12 protein-coding genes are annotated in these 15827 nt (G+C 43.8%); 11 read left to right on the top strand and 1 reads right to left on the bottom strand.

The window, feature by feature from the left end; translation table 11 throughout:
- Positions 1–3: 3 nt before the first annotated feature.
- The 11 genes from EZMO1_RS14060 to EZMO1_RS14005 all read left to right on the top strand — a co-directional run bounded on the left by EZMO1_RS14060 (position 4) and on the right by EZMO1_RS14005 (position 14824).
- Positions 4–1404 (top strand): glycosyltransferase family 4 protein, encoded by a 1401-nt coding sequence (locus EZMO1_RS14060; RefSeq protein WP_051789265.1) that lies wholly within the window; start codon positions 4–6, stop codon positions 1402–1404.
- 256 nt (positions 1405–1660) lie between these two features.
- Positions 1661–2695, top strand: a complete 1035-nt coding sequence (gene gmd / locus EZMO1_RS14055; protein WP_034872767.1) for a GDP-mannose 4,6-dehydratase — start codon at positions 1661–1663, stop codon at positions 2693–2695.
- A 1-nt stretch (position 2696) separates the two neighbouring features.
- Positions 2697–3590 carry a GDP-mannose 4,6-dehydratase gene (locus tag EZMO1_RS14050; protein ID WP_034872769.1) on the top strand — a complete coding sequence of 298 codons (894 nt, stop codon included), beginning with the start codon at positions 2697–2699 and terminating at the stop codon, positions 3588–3590.
- Entirely contained in the window at positions 3535–4710 is a 1176-nt protein-coding gene (locus EZMO1_RS14045; protein ID WP_082211565.1) for a glycosyltransferase family 4 protein, read from the top strand. Before EZMO1_RS14050 ends, EZMO1_RS14045 begins: the two co-directional genes overlap by 56 nt.
- A gap of 63 nt (positions 4711–4773) precedes the next feature.
- Positions 4774–5964, top strand: coding sequence for a glycosyltransferase (locus EZMO1_RS14040; RefSeq protein WP_236631930.1), 1191 nt, complete (start codon positions 4774–4776; stop codon positions 5962–5964).
- 26 nt (positions 5965–5990) lie between these two features.
- Positions 5991–7367 (top strand): undecaprenyl-phosphate glucose phosphotransferase, encoded by a 1377-nt coding sequence (locus EZMO1_RS14030; RefSeq protein WP_082211566.1) that lies wholly within the window; start codon positions 5991–5993, stop codon positions 7365–7367.
- Between the two features lie 2 nt (positions 7368–7369).
- Positions 7370–8596, top strand: coding sequence for an O-antigen ligase family protein (locus EZMO1_RS26870; RefSeq protein WP_034872773.1), 1227 nt, complete (start codon positions 7370–7372; stop codon positions 8594–8596).
- Between the two features lie 158 nt (positions 8597–8754).
- Positions 8755–9267: a CvpA family protein gene (locus tag EZMO1_RS14020; protein WP_034872775.1), complete on the top strand. Its 513-nt coding sequence runs from the start codon at positions 8755–8757 to the stop codon at positions 9265–9267.
- Positions 9268–9542: 275 nt separating this feature from the next.
- Positions 9543–11054 carry an amidophosphoribosyltransferase gene (purF, locus tag EZMO1_RS14015; RefSeq protein WP_034872777.1) on the top strand — a complete coding sequence of 504 codons (1512 nt, stop codon included), beginning with the start codon at positions 9543–9545 and terminating at the stop codon, positions 11052–11054.
- Positions 11055–11368: 314 nt separating this feature from the next.
- Positions 11369–12796, top strand: coding sequence for an amino acid permease (locus tag EZMO1_RS14010; RefSeq protein ID WP_222842116.1), 1428 nt, complete (start codon positions 11369–11371; stop codon positions 12794–12796).
- A gap of 126 nt (positions 12797–12922) precedes the next feature.
- The gene (locus EZMO1_RS14005) at positions 12923–14824 is read left to right on the top strand and encodes an extracellular solute-binding protein (RefSeq protein ID WP_082211567.1); all 1902 of its coding nucleotides are present in this window, start codon (positions 12923–12925) and stop codon (positions 14822–14824) included.
- Here EZMO1_RS14005 and EZMO1_RS14000 read toward each other — a convergent pair.
- Positions 14814–15581 (bottom strand): 5'-3' exonuclease H3TH domain-containing protein, encoded by a 768-nt coding sequence (locus EZMO1_RS14000; protein WP_034872780.1) that lies wholly within the window; start codon positions 15579–15581, stop codon positions 14814–14816. The two genes, EZMO1_RS14005 and EZMO1_RS14000, sit on opposite strands and share 11 nt — an antisense overlap.
- Positions 15582–15827 lie beyond the last annotated feature (246 nt).

Raw genomic sequence — 15827 nt, 5'->3', positions numbered from 1 at the left:
AGCATGTTATCTGAAAGAAGGCAAAAAATATGGATAAACGTAACAACAAGTGCTGCATGGAACCGCCCGGCGGTTGGCATTGTACGCGTTGAAGCTGAGCTAAAGCGGCATTTAAAAAAACTATACCCTCAAGGCTCATTTGGAGAGTGCTTATGGAATGGAAATTCCTTTGTTGAATATGATCAAAAACCAAGCTTATCTACTTCAGACCATGTTGATAAAATAAAAGATGAAAATAAGTTTTTTTCATCCACAGTGACATCAAAAAGGGATGCATTATTATCTATCGCACATGGCATTGTATATCTATCACCTAAGTGGAGTAAATATTATTTATTTCATTTAATGAGAAATTTATATTTTCCTCTTTTTAAAATTTTCAGCTTTTTTCGCAATATAAAGAAAAGAATTTGGTCCTTTGAAAAAAAATCTTTGGAAGCTTGCAAAGAAAATAAAGTTGAATTAGTGACAGAGTCAAAATCTATTTTCCATGAAGGAGACATTTTTATTTCTTTTGGTGCTGATTGGAACTATGAGTACTACAAGAATTTTTTCTATTTAAGAAAAGAACAAAAAATAAAGATAATCACATGCTGTTATGATCTTATACCTATTTTGTATCCACAATATTGCCTTGAAAATATCGCTAAAATATTTCCTTCATATTTTCTTGACGTGGCTGATGGCTCTGATTTAATACTATGCATATCTCAACAAAGTGAAAATGATTTAAAAGTATTTCTTGATAAAACTGGTGGATGCAAGGTTCCAACGGGAGTAATTAAATTAGGAGACACAGTGACTAAGGCTGATAAACTTGATATTAGTGAGACTATACAAAATATTGTTAGCAAGCCTTTTATTCTTTATGTATCAACTATTGAGAGAAGAAAAAATCATGAAGTGTTGTACAGAGCTTATCATATGCTTTGTCAAAATGGAGACTATGAAAAATTACCTAAACTAGTTTTTGTTGGTATGCCAGGATGGGGTGTTAATGACTTACTGAATGATATTGATCTTGACCCTTGTATTCAGGGCCTTATTATTCAATTAAACAGTGTTTCAGATGCCGAATTGTTAACGCTATATGAAAATGCTGTTTTTTGCGTTTACCCTTCTTTTTATGAAGGTTGGGGTCTACCAGTTGGAGAGGCTCTGTCTTTAGGTAAAATAGTAGTTTGTTCCAATGGAGGTTCACTCCCTGAAGTAGGCAAAGACTTAGTTTTGTACGCTGACCCATGGAGGCCAGATCAATGGGCGGAAACAATAATGAATTTGATTAGTAATGAAAATTACAGGATAAAACTTACAAAGCGTATTAAAGATGAATATAAAACAAAATCATGGAGTGAAACAGCAACTTCTGTTTATAATGCAATTAATTCTATTAACTCTCAATAATCTTTGTTGATCATAATAGTATGATGATAGACAATACTAATAAGCGTGCTGAAATACAACTGTTGATCTCCCTACGGTTATCTCCTCAATACAAAAATGCATCATTATATCGTTACGGTAAATTGTTTGTATATGCTTCATAGAATATTGGTTGCCATGTTGCAGTTTGCGTTAATTAACATATTTACGGTATTAATGAACTGGTCACTTTTAACTTAATATACGTTTTTAATTATTTAAATAATAAGGATTTCTTTTGAAAGCATCTATTATCACCGGTATTACTGGACAAGATGGCGCATATCTTGCGCAATTACTTTTAGAGAAGGGTCATAAAGTTTATGGTACTTACCGAAGAACTGCTTCAACAAACTTCTGGCGTATCGAAGAAGTTGGAATCCGTAATCACCCTAACCTGCATCTTCTGGAATATGATCTAACAGATCTTGGCTCAAGCATCCGTTTGCTGGAACAAACTCAGCCAGATGAAGTGTACAACCTTGCAGCTCAGAGCTTCGTAGGCGTTTCTTTTGACCAGCCAGTAACTACAGCTCAGATCACAGGTATTGGTCCGGTAAATCTTCTGGAAGCGATCCGTATCGTGAATCCAAAGATCAAGTTCTACCAGGCTTCCACCTCTGAGATGTTCGGCCTTGTTCAGGAGGTTCCCCAATCCGAGGTTACTCCGCTTTACCCTAGAAGCCCTTATGGTTGTGCAAAAGTCTATGCCCACTGGATGGCGGTTAATTATCGTGAAAGTTTCGATATTTTTGGTGCCAGTGGCATCCTTTTTAACCATGAATCTCCACTGCGTGGGCTGGAGTTTGTAACCCGCAAAATTACCGATGGTCTGGCACGTGTAAAGCTCGGTATGCAATCTCACATTGATCTCGGAAATCTGGAAGCTAAACGAGATTGGGGCTATGCCAAAGATTATGTAAAAGGCATGTGGCTTATGATGCAGGCGGAACAGCCTGATACCTATGTCCTTGCGACCGGGCGTACAGAAAAGGTTCGTGACTTTGTTGAAATGACTTGCAAGGCTCTGGATATTAATATCGAGTGGCAAGGTGAGGGTGTTGATGAAGTGGGCATTGATACCGCTACTGGTCAGACGATCCTCTGCGTCAACCCACGATTCTATCGTCCGGCAGAGGTAGACCTTTTGATTGGTAATCCGGAAAAAGCCAAAAAAAATCTGGACTGGGAAGCGACAACCACGCTGGAAGAACTGTGTGCCATGATGGTAAAAGCCGATTTGCGTCGTGTTCAAGAGGGGAGCTCTTTCTAAAATGCCATCCGTACTCATCACCGGCTTAAGGGGATTCACGGGGAGGTTTCTGGCGGCTGAGTTGGAGGCCTCTGGCCATCGGGTATTTGGTACGGTGTATGGTCACGAGCCATGCCTGCTGCCGGGGGAATATGCAGTAAATCTTTGTAACCTTGAGCAGGTTCGCAATCTTGTCAGTGAGGTTAAACCTGACTATGTTGCCCATCTTGCTGCAGTAACTTTTGTTGCCCATGATGACGCTGATGCCATGTACCGCACAAATGTTGTAGGGACAAGGAATTTACTACAGGCTCTTTCTGAGTCCAGTAAAGTGCCAGAATCTATCTTACTGACAAGCAGTGCCAATATATATGGAAATGCGGTGGTAGATCCTATTGATGAATTGACCTACCCAGAGCCTGTTAATGATTATGCCATAAGCAAACTGGCCATGGAGTATATGGCTCGGTTATGGATGGATAAACTCCCTTTAACAATTGTCAGGCCGTTTAACTATACTGGCGTGGGTCAGTCTCATAATTTTCTACTTCCCAAAATTGTCTCTCATTTTCAGCGTGGTGAAAGAAGCATTGAATTGGGGAATATCGATATTTCCAGAGACTTTTCTGATGTCAGAATGGTTGCCAGCGTTTATAAGTGCCTTCTGAATGGTTGCTATGCAGGAGAAACATTCAACGTGTGCTCTGGTGTTGCGGCCAGTCTGGTACAAATTTTATCTATGATGGCTGATATTGCTGGTTACTCCATAAGCATTAATGTGAACCCTGCTTTTGTTCGGGATAATGAGATAAAAATTCTCCGTGGCGATAACCGCAAGCTTTTGGAAGCAGTAGGCAATATTGGTACTATTCCCCTGCGTGAAACTTTGGAATGGATGTATAAAGAAGGTCAGTGAAGTGCGTATCGGGATTGATGCCCGTCTTCTATCGGAGCAAATAACAGGAATTGGTCGCTATACCGGAGAGCTGAGCAGGGAGTTGGTTAGCTTACCGGGAGAGTTTTTTCTTTACTGTGGTAGTCCAGTTGGTCAATATAACTGGACTACAGAAAATGTCACCCTGCGAACCGCTAACTCCAAAAACAGAGCTGCCCGAATGCTCTGGTCCCAGACAACTCTGCCAACCTGGGCTAACCAGGATAATGTAGATGTATTTTGGGGAGCTACTCACCGTTTGCCAAAGTTTTTGCCTGAGTCAGTGGCCAAGGTTGTGACGATCCATGATTTAGTCTGGAAACATGCCGGAGAGACTATGCGACCGCTTAGCCGAATGATGGAGCAATTATTAATGCCTCAGGCGGTTAAACTGGCTGACCGGATTGTGGCGGATTCTGAAAGTACTGCGCGAGCTATAGTCACAGAATACCCCTTTGCCGTTGATAAGGTTCGGGTTGTTTATCCTGGCGTATCTATTTTACCAACCCATGGAACGTTTGAAATACTGGATAAATTTGCCATTCAAAGGGATTACTTCCTCTTTGTGGGGACGCTTGAGCCAAGAAAAAATCTAAATCGACTTTTACAGGCTTATGCAATCCTTGATGAAGATCTAAAGCAAAAGTATCCGTTGGTCATTGTTGGTGGCAAGGGATGGGGTGGTGTGAACGTTGAAAACCTGATTACTCGTTATGGCCTGTCAAACCATGTACGTAAACTGGGTTATGTATCTGAAGATGAGCTGGCTAACCTTTATGCCCATGCCAGCTTTTTGGTGATGCCTGCACTCTATGAAGGATTTGGCCTGCCAATAGTGGAAGCTAACTCCTTTGGTGTCCCTGTATTGACTTCCAATACCTCATCTATGCCCGAAGTGGCCGGTGATGCTGGTATCCTTATTGATCCATACAGTATCAGGTCTATTGCATCAGGGTTGCGAACTATGATGGATTCAAAACAGCGAGATTTGCTGGCTGCGAGAGCTAAAAACAATGCTACAAGGTTTACTTGGGAAAAAGCAGCAAGGGATTTATGGTCGGTTTTTGAAGAAGCTCTTGAAGTAAAAAGGAGTACTTTTTGAAGTTAAATGTTAACGGTTTTTTTATGGCTTTTACCTGGTAAAGGAGAGCAGAGGAGGTGCAGCTTGTTTTACAGAAAGCTTTTGAAGAAAGAAGAGGGCACCTGTAATGTCCCAAAATTGAAAGTGGCAATTGTTCATGACTGGTTAGTGACTTATGGAGGAGCTGAGAGAGTTCTTGAGCAAATTTTAAATATTTTCCCTGAAGCAGACCTGTTTTCATTAATCGACTTTATTGATGATGATAAGAGGGACTTTATAAGAAATAAAAAGGTTAAAACAACATTTATACAGTCATTCCCTCTGGCAAAATCTAATTATCGCAGCTACCTGCCATTCTTTCCAATCGCTATAAAGCAATTTGATTTGCAGAAGTACGATATTGTAATTTCAAGCAGTCATTGCGTTGCAAAAAGTGTTTCTACAGCTCCTCACCAGTTACACATATGCTATTGTTATACACCTGCTCGATATGCTTGGGATTTGCAAAAGCAATACTTATCGGGTACTGGTTTTAGTAGTATAAAAATATTTATTTTGCGTCATTATCTAAGTAGATTCAGGATGTGGGATAGAGCGAACTCTAAAAATGTCGATTATTTTATTGCATGCTCAGATTATATATCCAATAGGATAGAAAAATCTTATTTTAGAAGTTCATACACAATATACCCTAATGTATCAGTTGATGATTTTGAATTGAGTGAAATTAAAAAAGATTACTTTGTGACATGTTCCAGAATTGTACCTTATAAAAAAGTTGACTTGATTGTTGAAGCATTTTCGAGAATGCCGGATAAACAGCTTATTGTAATAGGTGATGGGCCTGATTATAAAAAGTTACAGTCTCTCCAATCGAGTAATATAACCTTGATAGGGCATCAGCCATTTGCAGTACTTAAAGACTTAATAAAAAAAGCTTCCGCTTTTGTTTTTGCGGCGGAGGAAGACTTTGGTATAGCTCCAGTCGAAGCTATGGCTTGTGGTACCCCCGTTATAGCCTATGGAGAAGGTGGCTTATTAGAGACTGTTATTCATAAAAAGACAGGAATATTCTTTTACGAACAGAGTGCAAAATCAATAGAAAAAGCAGTCTTGGATTTTGATAGAACGGTTTTGCTCTCTCCCAAAGAAATAAGAGAGCATGCACTGAAGTTTTCTTCTGAGCGATTTCGGCAAGAATTTTTACAATTTGCTTTTCAATGTTGGGATAAACACTATTCTGATAATTTCTCAACTGAGTTATCACACACATAAATTATGCTGAGAACAGATATAATAATATGTCTTACGAATTCTCGTTAAGTCGTTCTAATATTCCTGCAATTCTATTTGTTTTATTAGATGTCATAATAACCTATTTGACCGGCAACACGGTTCTGTGGTTGAGGTTTGGTCATGTGGTAACCAGTCTTGACTATCAATCGCTCAGTGTTATCCATGCTTTTTTGGTGGTTTCAGTTTCCATTTTGCTTGGAGTTTACCAGTCCTGGAGGGGGCGATCCTTATCTTATTTTCTTACAATAGTTGTTTGTAGTTGGGTTATATCCTTCATTCTGCTGGTCGCTTTTTTAGTTATGACAAAATCAACAGAACAATATTCACGCCTGTGGTTGGGCTCGTGGATTATCTCTTCTATTTTATTCAGTGTTTTATTTAGAATTCTGATAACAGCCTTCTTGCGTTCAATTCGTATCAGAGGCAGAAATTCAAAACGTGTTTTAGTCATTGGAAGAGGGCGTAACTTTCATTCGATTGTGAGTGAAATAGGTGAGCATAATGAATGGGGGTACAGGCTGGATGCTTGCCTTGAATATAGTGATTTATCCGCGCTTACAGGACTAGTTAAGAAGCAAGTTGACGCCGATCACGATTTTGATGAGTGTTGGATATGTCTACCGTTAAAAGACAGCAGTGTTATTGAGGAGCTTTTATTTACTCTTCGCTTTTATACAATGGACATACGTTACATGCCAGGTTTAAGGGATATAGAATTACTTAATCATCGTATAACACCTATTGCTGGCTTTTACTCTCTTGATCTGAGTTGCTCGCCTTTGAACGAATGGACTTCAGCTGTTAAACGCATTGAAGATGTTCTTGTGTCCATGATAGCTATTATTTTGCTATTTCCTATCATGGTACCTGTTGCCTTGATTGTTAAACTGACGTCAAATGGCCCCATATTTTTTAAACAAAAACGCTTAGGTGTTAACGGCAAAAATATTAATGTCTATAAATTCCGAACTATGCATGTCCATAGTGAAGATCAGGGAGTAGTTACACAGGCTGTAAAGGTCGATCGACGTTTAACTCCGGTGGGTAGCTTTTTAAGAAAAACCAGTCTTGACGAACTGCCTCAGTTTTTTAATGTTCTTGAGGGTAGTATGTCTGTTGTTGGCCCACGGCCTCATGCTATTCCACATAATGAACACTATAAAGAGTTGGTCGATTCCTACATGAAACGCCATAAGGTCAAGCCAGGTATTACGGGGTTAGCACAGATCAATGGCTATCGTGGCGAGACAGATACTCTTGAGAAAATGCAGAAACGTGTCGAGATGGATCTAAAGTATATTAATTCATGGTCTGTTTTACTGGATTTGAAAATTATTTTCTTAACTGTTTTTAGGGGTTTCACTGGTCCAAATGCATATTAAATATGGCTGAATTCTGGAGTGCGGTTTTGAATGCTTTCTTCCATTTTATTCATTCTCTAAAAGAGAAGATAACAGTAACCTTTTGCTGGTTTTTTGTACTCTTTCTTCTGGCCATATCTGTTTTACTAGATAATGGAAAGACGGTTGTTAATTTTTACAGAATATGGATTTGTATACCTGTATTGCTATGTATTCGCTGGAAAGATGCGCAAAAATTTTTGAGTGTCAGGTTTGTACAGCTATTCCTTTTGCTGACTCTCTGGTTGACCATAAGTCTCTACTGGTCTGACTCTCATAAATTGCATAACATGGCTGCAAAATTGCTGGCGACTGTTGCTCTGCTGTATCTTGTGTTCAGTGTGATTCGATATCAGACAAATAAATTAGTTGTGTTGCAATGGTGCTTCGTAGTGGCTGCAGTCATACTTGTCGTGATGATAATCATGAAATGGGGATCTATACAGCAACACTATTCAGGTACTCCATTTGGAGTGTTTGGTTATTATAATGTGGTTACCTGGTTTTTGGCTGCAGCGGGTATTATTGCCTGTTCATTAATGATTGACCAGAATCGTCTATATAAGTGGTTTGCAGGAGCACTCTTTCTTGCTCTTATTGTTGCCATTTTGTGTTTTAAATCCCGAGGTTCATTGTTAGGTCTGTTTACTGGCTGTGGCTTGCTTCTCTTCAGCAGTGTATGGCATCGATTCTCGCATCAATTAATTCTGCTTTGTATTACCTTTGGGGCTGTTGTTTGCTGGTTATTTTATCTTTTTTTCGGGGAAAAACTCGGACTTAGCCTTTATTTACAGGAGTTGCTTGTTCGAGCCGACGCAGGTCGCTTCGAGATCTATCAAGAAGCGTATAGAGTGATTACTGCATCATGGCAGACATTGTGGTTTGGACATGGCATTGCAGCAGACCCAAGCAATATTGTGTGGCGTGGAATGAAAATCGCTCATTGGCATTCCATTTACATCAGTACATTATTTTTTGGAGGCCTTATTGGGTTAGCACTTTTTCTGCTGTGTGTTTTCAAGCGTCCCTGTGACATTTTTCTAAGAAAGCAGAAAGCAAATGCCTGGGATTATGTTGTCATCGGGATGATGGTCACACTGCTGTTTGATGGCAACCGGTTCTATGAGTATCCGGGAGGAATGTTGCTGGCCTTTACTCTGCCATTATTTCTGGCTAACCTCACAGGGAGTCGAGAGTTGATTCGAGCGTGACTGGTCACACCTATAGTGAGTTGTATAGAATACCTGCTGATGAGTCTTCTGGTGAGCCAGTAGATTTTTGAACTCTTTAGAAAGAGAGAGTTTGTTACCGGTGTTAACCCTTTTCACAGTAATAGACTTCTCATCATCAGCCTTGGGGAACCTGACTTTTGACTTTCACTTGGATTGACTGGATCATCACTGCCATTGTCATTGTCTCTGCACTGATCAGTCTCAAACGTGGCTTCTTTAAAGAAGTTCTCTCGCTGTTAACATGGATTGCAGCCCTGTTTATTGCCTGGTCTTTTGGTGGCAGTCTCTCGCTTTATCTGAATGATTTTATCGAAACCCCCTCTTTACGCTTGATCACAGCAAGTGTCTTGCTGTTTATCGCAACGTTACTGGTGGGTGGTCTGGTCAATAAAATATTTGCCACCTTGGTTCAGGCTACCGGATTAACGGGAACAGACCGGCTTCTGGGCATGGTGTTTGGGGCTTTAAGGGGCTGCCTGATGGTTATACTTCTGGTCGGTCTGATGAGCTTTGCACCACTGGAAGATGATCTTGCCTGGAAGAATTCAGCACTTCTTCCTCATTTTATGATGCTTGCTGACTGGTCAAAGCAGACGGTTATGCAGATCGTTTCTCCGGTGATGCAAACCACTCCTGCTACTTCCTTTTAATACCCTCCAACCTTGAAACCGGGCGCAGGCGACTTATCATCGCTTGCCGTCTTTGTGACTGTCCTAATCTCCTCAGTCGTGGTACTTTACGGGCTCTTTCCAGTGATAACCGAATAAGCTTCAGGGAACAGGCAAATTCTTCCAGAGCTTATCCGGTCATCCTGGTCATGTTCCAAGCAGTTCGGAACTTATGAGCCTTGACGAGTTCTAAGCCCCATGGGGCATTCAACCTTCGTTTTGCTCAGCACCATTGATCAAGCCTGAGGATATTTTAAATGTGTGGAATTGTCGGTATCTCGGCAACGGTGAATGTTAACCAGCTGTTGTTCGACGCACTGACCGTGCTTCAGCACAGGGGGCAGGATGCAGCAGGCATGGTGACTCTGGGTGATGGTCATTTTTTCCTGAGAAAAGATAATGGGCTGGTGCGAGACGTATTTCGTACCCGGCATATGACAAAACTGAGTGGTCATGTGGGTATTGCCCATGTGCGCTACCCCACCGCCGGGACTTCCAGCTCTGCAGAAGCCCAACCTTTCTATGTCAATTCGCCCTACGGCATTGCACTGGCACACAATGGTAATCTGACCAATGCAGAGGCCATTAAGGAAGAATTGTTCAAAACCGATCTTAGACATATCAATACCCGCTCTGATTCTGAAGTGCTTCTGAATGTGTTGGCTCACGAACTTTCTAAAGTGGCCAAGCTCGAATTAAGGCCTGAAGACATATCCACAGCGGTTAAGCAGGTGTATCAGCGCTGCGAAGGTGGTTATGCCGTTGTCAGCATGATTAATGGGCATGGCATGCTGGCATTTCGTGACCCGTATGGCATTCGGCCGCTAGTGTTTGGCAAACGGGAGACTGAAAACGGCGCTGAGTATATGTTTGCTTCAGAGTCGGTGGCCATCACTGCACTGGGTTTTGAACGGGTGCGCGATGTTCTGCCCGGTGAGTGTGTTTATGTTGATGAAAATAACCATCTTCATACTTTCCAGTGTGTTGAAGGGGTGAATCGTCCTTGTATGTTCGAATATGTCTATCTGGCTCGCCCCGACTCAATCATTGATGGCATTTCTGTTTACCAGGCTCATCTTCGCATGGGACAAACTCTGGCAAACAAAATTCTGCGCGAGTGGTCGGATCACGACATTGACGTAGTTATGCCCATCCCTGATACCAGCCGTAATTCAGCATTAGAAATCGCTACCCGGTTAGGGTTGCCTTACCGTGAAGGTTTTGTGAAAAACCGGTACATCGGCCGTACCTTTATTATGCCCGGTCAGGAAGTCCGAAAGAAAAGTGTCCGGCAGAAACTCAACGCGATTGGTCAGGAATTCAAAGGCAAGAATGTCCTGCTGGTTGATGACTCCATTGTCAGGGGCACCACCTGCCAGCAGATTATTGAAATGGCCCGGGAGAGTGGCGCTCGTAAGGTTTATTTCTGCTCTGCCGCTCCGGCGATTCGCTTCCCCAATGTTTATGGCATTGATATGCCTACGTCCGAAGAACTGATTGCTTATGATCGCACAGAAAAGGAAGTAGAGCAGGAGATCGGTGCCGATCGTCTTATTTATCAGGACCTTAAGGATCTGAAGAAGACGGTCTCATCGTTGCACCCGCATATTGATGACTTTGACTGTTCGGTGTTTGATGGTGAGTATGTCGCAGGTGGCATTAATCATGAGTACCTGTCCCGACTGGCTGCCAACCGAAACGAGAAGACCCGTGCTTGTGAGCAGAGCGATTCAATTATGGATATTCATAATGAAGAAGAAGTGGTCTGAATAACGCACACTACTGCTTAACCAAAAAACCTGCCGTCGTGCAGGTTTTTTTTGGTTTATTAAAAGTCAGCATTCCGGTTTACGAGCGTAAGACTATCTGAATGTTCGTATAATGACCTACATCCAAACGGGGGATTGGTAGCCAGAGGTAATTACTACACAGTAGATTAAGGATTACTTCTTATGAATAATTATTCTATTAATCTGCATAATCACTGCCGTGATATAACGGCAGATACTCTTTCGGCCGTGCATGAGAATACAGGATTACTATGTCAGAGAGCCGGAAAGTCATTGGATTCAGCACCCTTGTCATGATGACGCTTACCTGTGTGTTCGGATTCCGCAATGTCATTAACCAGTATGCAGAGCTGGGTCCGGCAAGTATCTCGCTGTGGTTGATGGGTACAGTCGTTTACTTTCTGCCGATGGTGCTGATGATGGGTGAAATGGCCAGCGCCAATGCCGGTAAAAAAGCCGGTATATACAGCTGGATTGAATCCACGATGGGTGCCAAGTGGGCGTTTTATGGTTCCTGGACCTATTTCTTTGCCAACATGTTTTATTTTACTGTCCTCACCAGCACTCTCGTGGTGTATTTCAGCTGGGGGATAATGGGCAGTAACTTCTTTGGACAGGATTCTGCACTTGCGCTGGCTATAACCTGCATTGCCGTTTTCTGGCTGGTGACCTTTGCAGTGACCAAAGGTGTTGGATTCCTGTCCAAACTGGCTCAGGTGGCGGGAGTCGCTTCCATGGGACTGTCTCTGCTATTTATCATCGCTGCTCTCGTTTCCGTGTTTGTCATGGGTAATGCACCTGCACAGAGCATCACCGTTACAGACACCCTGCCCAGTTTTTCCGACTGGAACACGCTGGTGATGATTGGCTGGTTGCTGTTTGCTTTCGCGGGTGGTGAAGGCATAGGTGTTTATATTGGCGACACTGAAGGTGGCAGCAGAACCTTTGTTAAAGCCATCACTGTTGCGGCATTGATGATTGGTGCACTTTACTGTTTGGGTGGCTATGCGGTTTCGCTCATCGTTGAACAGCATAATCTGGATCTGACCAATGGCATCTTTACCCTGTTCCTTTTGTTAGGTGAGCAGCTGGGTATTGGCCACTGGATCGTCAATATTGTCGGCATTACCCTGGCGATCGCTACTCTGGGTGGTCTGGCAGTGTGGGTGAACTCTTCCATTCAGGTGATGTTCTCGGAACTGCCGGAAGGTATATTGCCAGAGAAACTGACTGAACGTGATGATAATGATATCCCTGCCAATGCGCTCTGGGTTCAGGCAGCGGTGGTCAGTGTACTGTTTATGGTACCGACACTGGGTATTGACTCGGTGGAAACCCTGATGAAGACCATCATCTCCATGTCAGCGCTTAACCTGCTGGTGCCAACCATTTTCCTGATTCTTGGCTATATGGGCCTGAGAATCGGCAATAAAGCCATGCCCAGAGAGTTCAAAATGGTTCAGTCCGACAAGCTGGCGTTGTTTATTGCCGCGGCCATGCTGGCTGTTTTTCTGCTGGCAGCCGTAGTGACCAGTATTCCTGCACCAGAGTTGATGGCTGACTGGCTCAATGGAAAGGATCTGGGAGATCAGGCTCATCCAGTGTTTACGTTGCTGGTGAATTTTGGTGGTCTGACCTTTTATCTTGGTATGGCAAAACTACTGTGGACGCGTTACGAATCGCGGCAGCTTCAGGCTGATCTGGAGCCCGCAGTCGCTTAACACCGCAACACTGAACTGTTTCATAAGAAAAGAGCCAACTTCTTTCGGGAGGTTGGCTCTTTTCAGTTTTGGGGCGTTAAAGAGCTGCTATAGTGACTCTTCGTTAAAAAAATAATACGAGTCAATATGCCGTTACTTACTTGCTTCAGGCTGGCGCTGTCTTCGGTTCTGATACTCTTCATTGTTGGCTATGCAGCCATTGCTGGTGCCAAACCACTGCCTCCTGTTGCCCACTGTTCCCATGGTTTATCCAGATTTGACGAGCTGAAATATCCACCTGATTTTAAACATTTTGACTATGTAAACCCCGACGCCCCAAAAGGCGGTGACGTCAGCCTGTTTGTTCACGGTACCTTTGATTCTCTGAACCCCTATTCAGCCAAAGGTGTCACGCCTGCCCTTGCGCCTTCCTACAACTACATGCGTTATGGCTTTTCCGAATTCAATGAGCCGCTGATGGTAGGAACCGGGCAGTACAGCCCTTCCGGTGATGAAATACAGACAGCCTATGGCCTTATCGCCAAATCGGTAGAATACGCCGACGATAATAGCTGGATCGTCTTCGAACTTCGTCCGGAAGCCCGCTTCCACGACGGCAAGCCGATTACTGCAGACGATGTTGTGTTTTCTTTTCGGGAACTCGGCGAAAAAGGCCACCCCCGCTACAGAATGCAACTGGAACCGGTGAAAAACGTAGAAAAACTGGATGAGCATAAGGTTCGTTTTAACTTCAAACAGACCGGCACCCGGTCACAACTGCTGCGGGTGGCTGAACTTCCTGTGCTGCCCAGCCACTACTGGAGCAAACACGACATCAGCAAGACAACACTGGAACCCATGCTGCACAGTGGTCCTTATAAAATTACCCGGGTAAAACCCGGAGTTTCGGTAACCTTCAGTCGGGTCAAGGATTACTGGGGCAAAGATCTGCCCGTCAACAAAGGGCGTTACAACTTCGACAAAATCACGCTTCACTTCCACCGTGATTACAACATGGCTTTCGAGTCGTTCAAGGCGGGTGGGCATGATCTGCACCTTGAAGTCATCGCCAAACACTGGAATACCAGCTATGACTTTGCCGCGGTTCGGGAAGGGAAGATCAGAAAAAGGCTGATTCCCCATCAGATGGCTTATGGCAGCTCATTTATGTTTTTTAATACCCGCCGGGCACCGTTCGATGACCGGAGGGTTCGGGAAGCCATCAGCCTGATGTTTGATTATGAGTGGGTCAATAAGTCCATTTTCTACAGTGCCTACAAGCGTTCTGCCAGTTATTTTCCCAATTCACCCATGTCATCAACCGGTGTGCCGGACAAGGAAGAAATGAAGTGGCTGAAGCTCGCGAAAGAACAACAACCGCCTGAATTATTAACACAACCCTTCAAACCCTCTTTTACCTCAGGCGACGGTTCTGTCCGAAAACAGCAGAAGCGGGCGCTTGAACTGTTAAAAGACGCAGGCTGGACGCTGAAAGGTAACACCCTGATACACAGGGAAACCGGTAAACCTATGCGTTTTTCGTTTTTGGAAAAAGGGGCCAGCTCGGAAACTTACCTGACGGCATTGAAAAAGAATCTGGCAACCATTGGAATTGAAATGACTCTGGTCAGAGCCGATGCTGCACAGTACATTCGCCAGCTCAGGGCGCACGAGTATGATATGGTCGAACGCATACTCCCCCAGTCGCTGGCACCGGATTCCGAGCTGTTTGACTATTTTCATTCAGAGCGTGCAGATGCCGAAGGCAGTCACAACTTTGCCGGTATCAAACAACCGGCCATTGACGTGTTACTGGACAAAATTCCTCAGGCGAAAAGCAGTGACGAACTGAAATCGCTGACCCGGAGCCTTGATCGAATGTTGCTTTGGCAACATTACGGTATTCCCAAGTGGTATTCCGATTCGATGCGGGTTGCCCACAGGGATGTCTTTGCCTGGCCGAAAACATCACCGGTTTATTCCACGCCTTTCAGTACCTGGTGGCGAAAGGATTTACCGGCTGAGGACAAACAGGATGTCACTCCCTGACATAGCGCAGGTCTTTCAGGCGTACACCCAGCTCCAGAGTGGTCGCCAGCGCTGCCAGACGTTGTGACAGCAGAGCCTGATCTTTTTGATCGCAGACCTTGGCTGCAGCTCCTTTTGGTTCCTGTTGCTGAAAAACGTGTTCCAGACTGCCAGACTCCTGCATCAGTTTGGCTGCCCCTTTATTGCCGACACCATGGACGCCTGGGATATCACCGTTGCCGGCCATGGCCCAGTAATCGACCAGTTGCTCAGGCTTTAAGCCCATCTGTTGGCAGACCGTTTCAGTAGTATGATCCAGCTTCTGGAAATGATCTCGCAATCTTATGCCGGGAACCGTTAATAGCTGTTGAAAGCTGCGGTCTGTCGAGAGAATAGTCACGGCAACCCCTGCCTCCATGGCTTTACAGGCTATGGAAGCAATTACATCATCGGCTTCCAGACCGGAACGCCGAAAGGTCTTGATACCCATCTGCAAAAAGGCGTGATTAAAATCACCCAGACGGTTATACAACACGTCTGGCATGGGTTTGCGTTGGCTCTTGTAGTCCGGGTACAACTCATGTCGCCAGGTGGGCGGGCTGCCATCAAAAACCACCAGAGCGTGACTGGGCTGACTGTCATGCAGCGCTCTTGACAGAGATGAAACCGTTGAAGAAATAGCTCCGTCCACCTGGCTGCTGTCGTCGGGCGCTTTTACAGCCGCATGGATCCGGCGAATAAGATTCAGGGCATCGATTAATAACAGGTGAGGGCGCATGACTCCGGTTCCTGATGCGTTTCAATGAACTGGCACTGCTATAAAGCTATAGAAGCGCAAGATATACATTCAAAAAAACAGAACAGTTTAACATATTACAACCAGTCACAGCTTTTCGGTGAATTATCGGAATCTACCTAATTGGTACTGTTAATGCCGGATTAATTTCGTTATTTTAAACTTCCTTCGCTATTGCGAACGGGTTGGTATTAGATCTGTTTTATTTTTACAGGTGTTCAGACACGG

It is taken from the genome of Endozoicomonas montiporae CL-33 (assembly GCF_001583435.1).
Lineage (GTDB): Bacteria > Pseudomonadota > Gammaproteobacteria > Pseudomonadales > Endozoicomonadaceae > Endozoicomonas_A > Endozoicomonas_A montiporae.
Note: the sequence above shows the minus strand (reverse complement) of the source record. Positions and strands in the feature narration are given on the sequence as shown.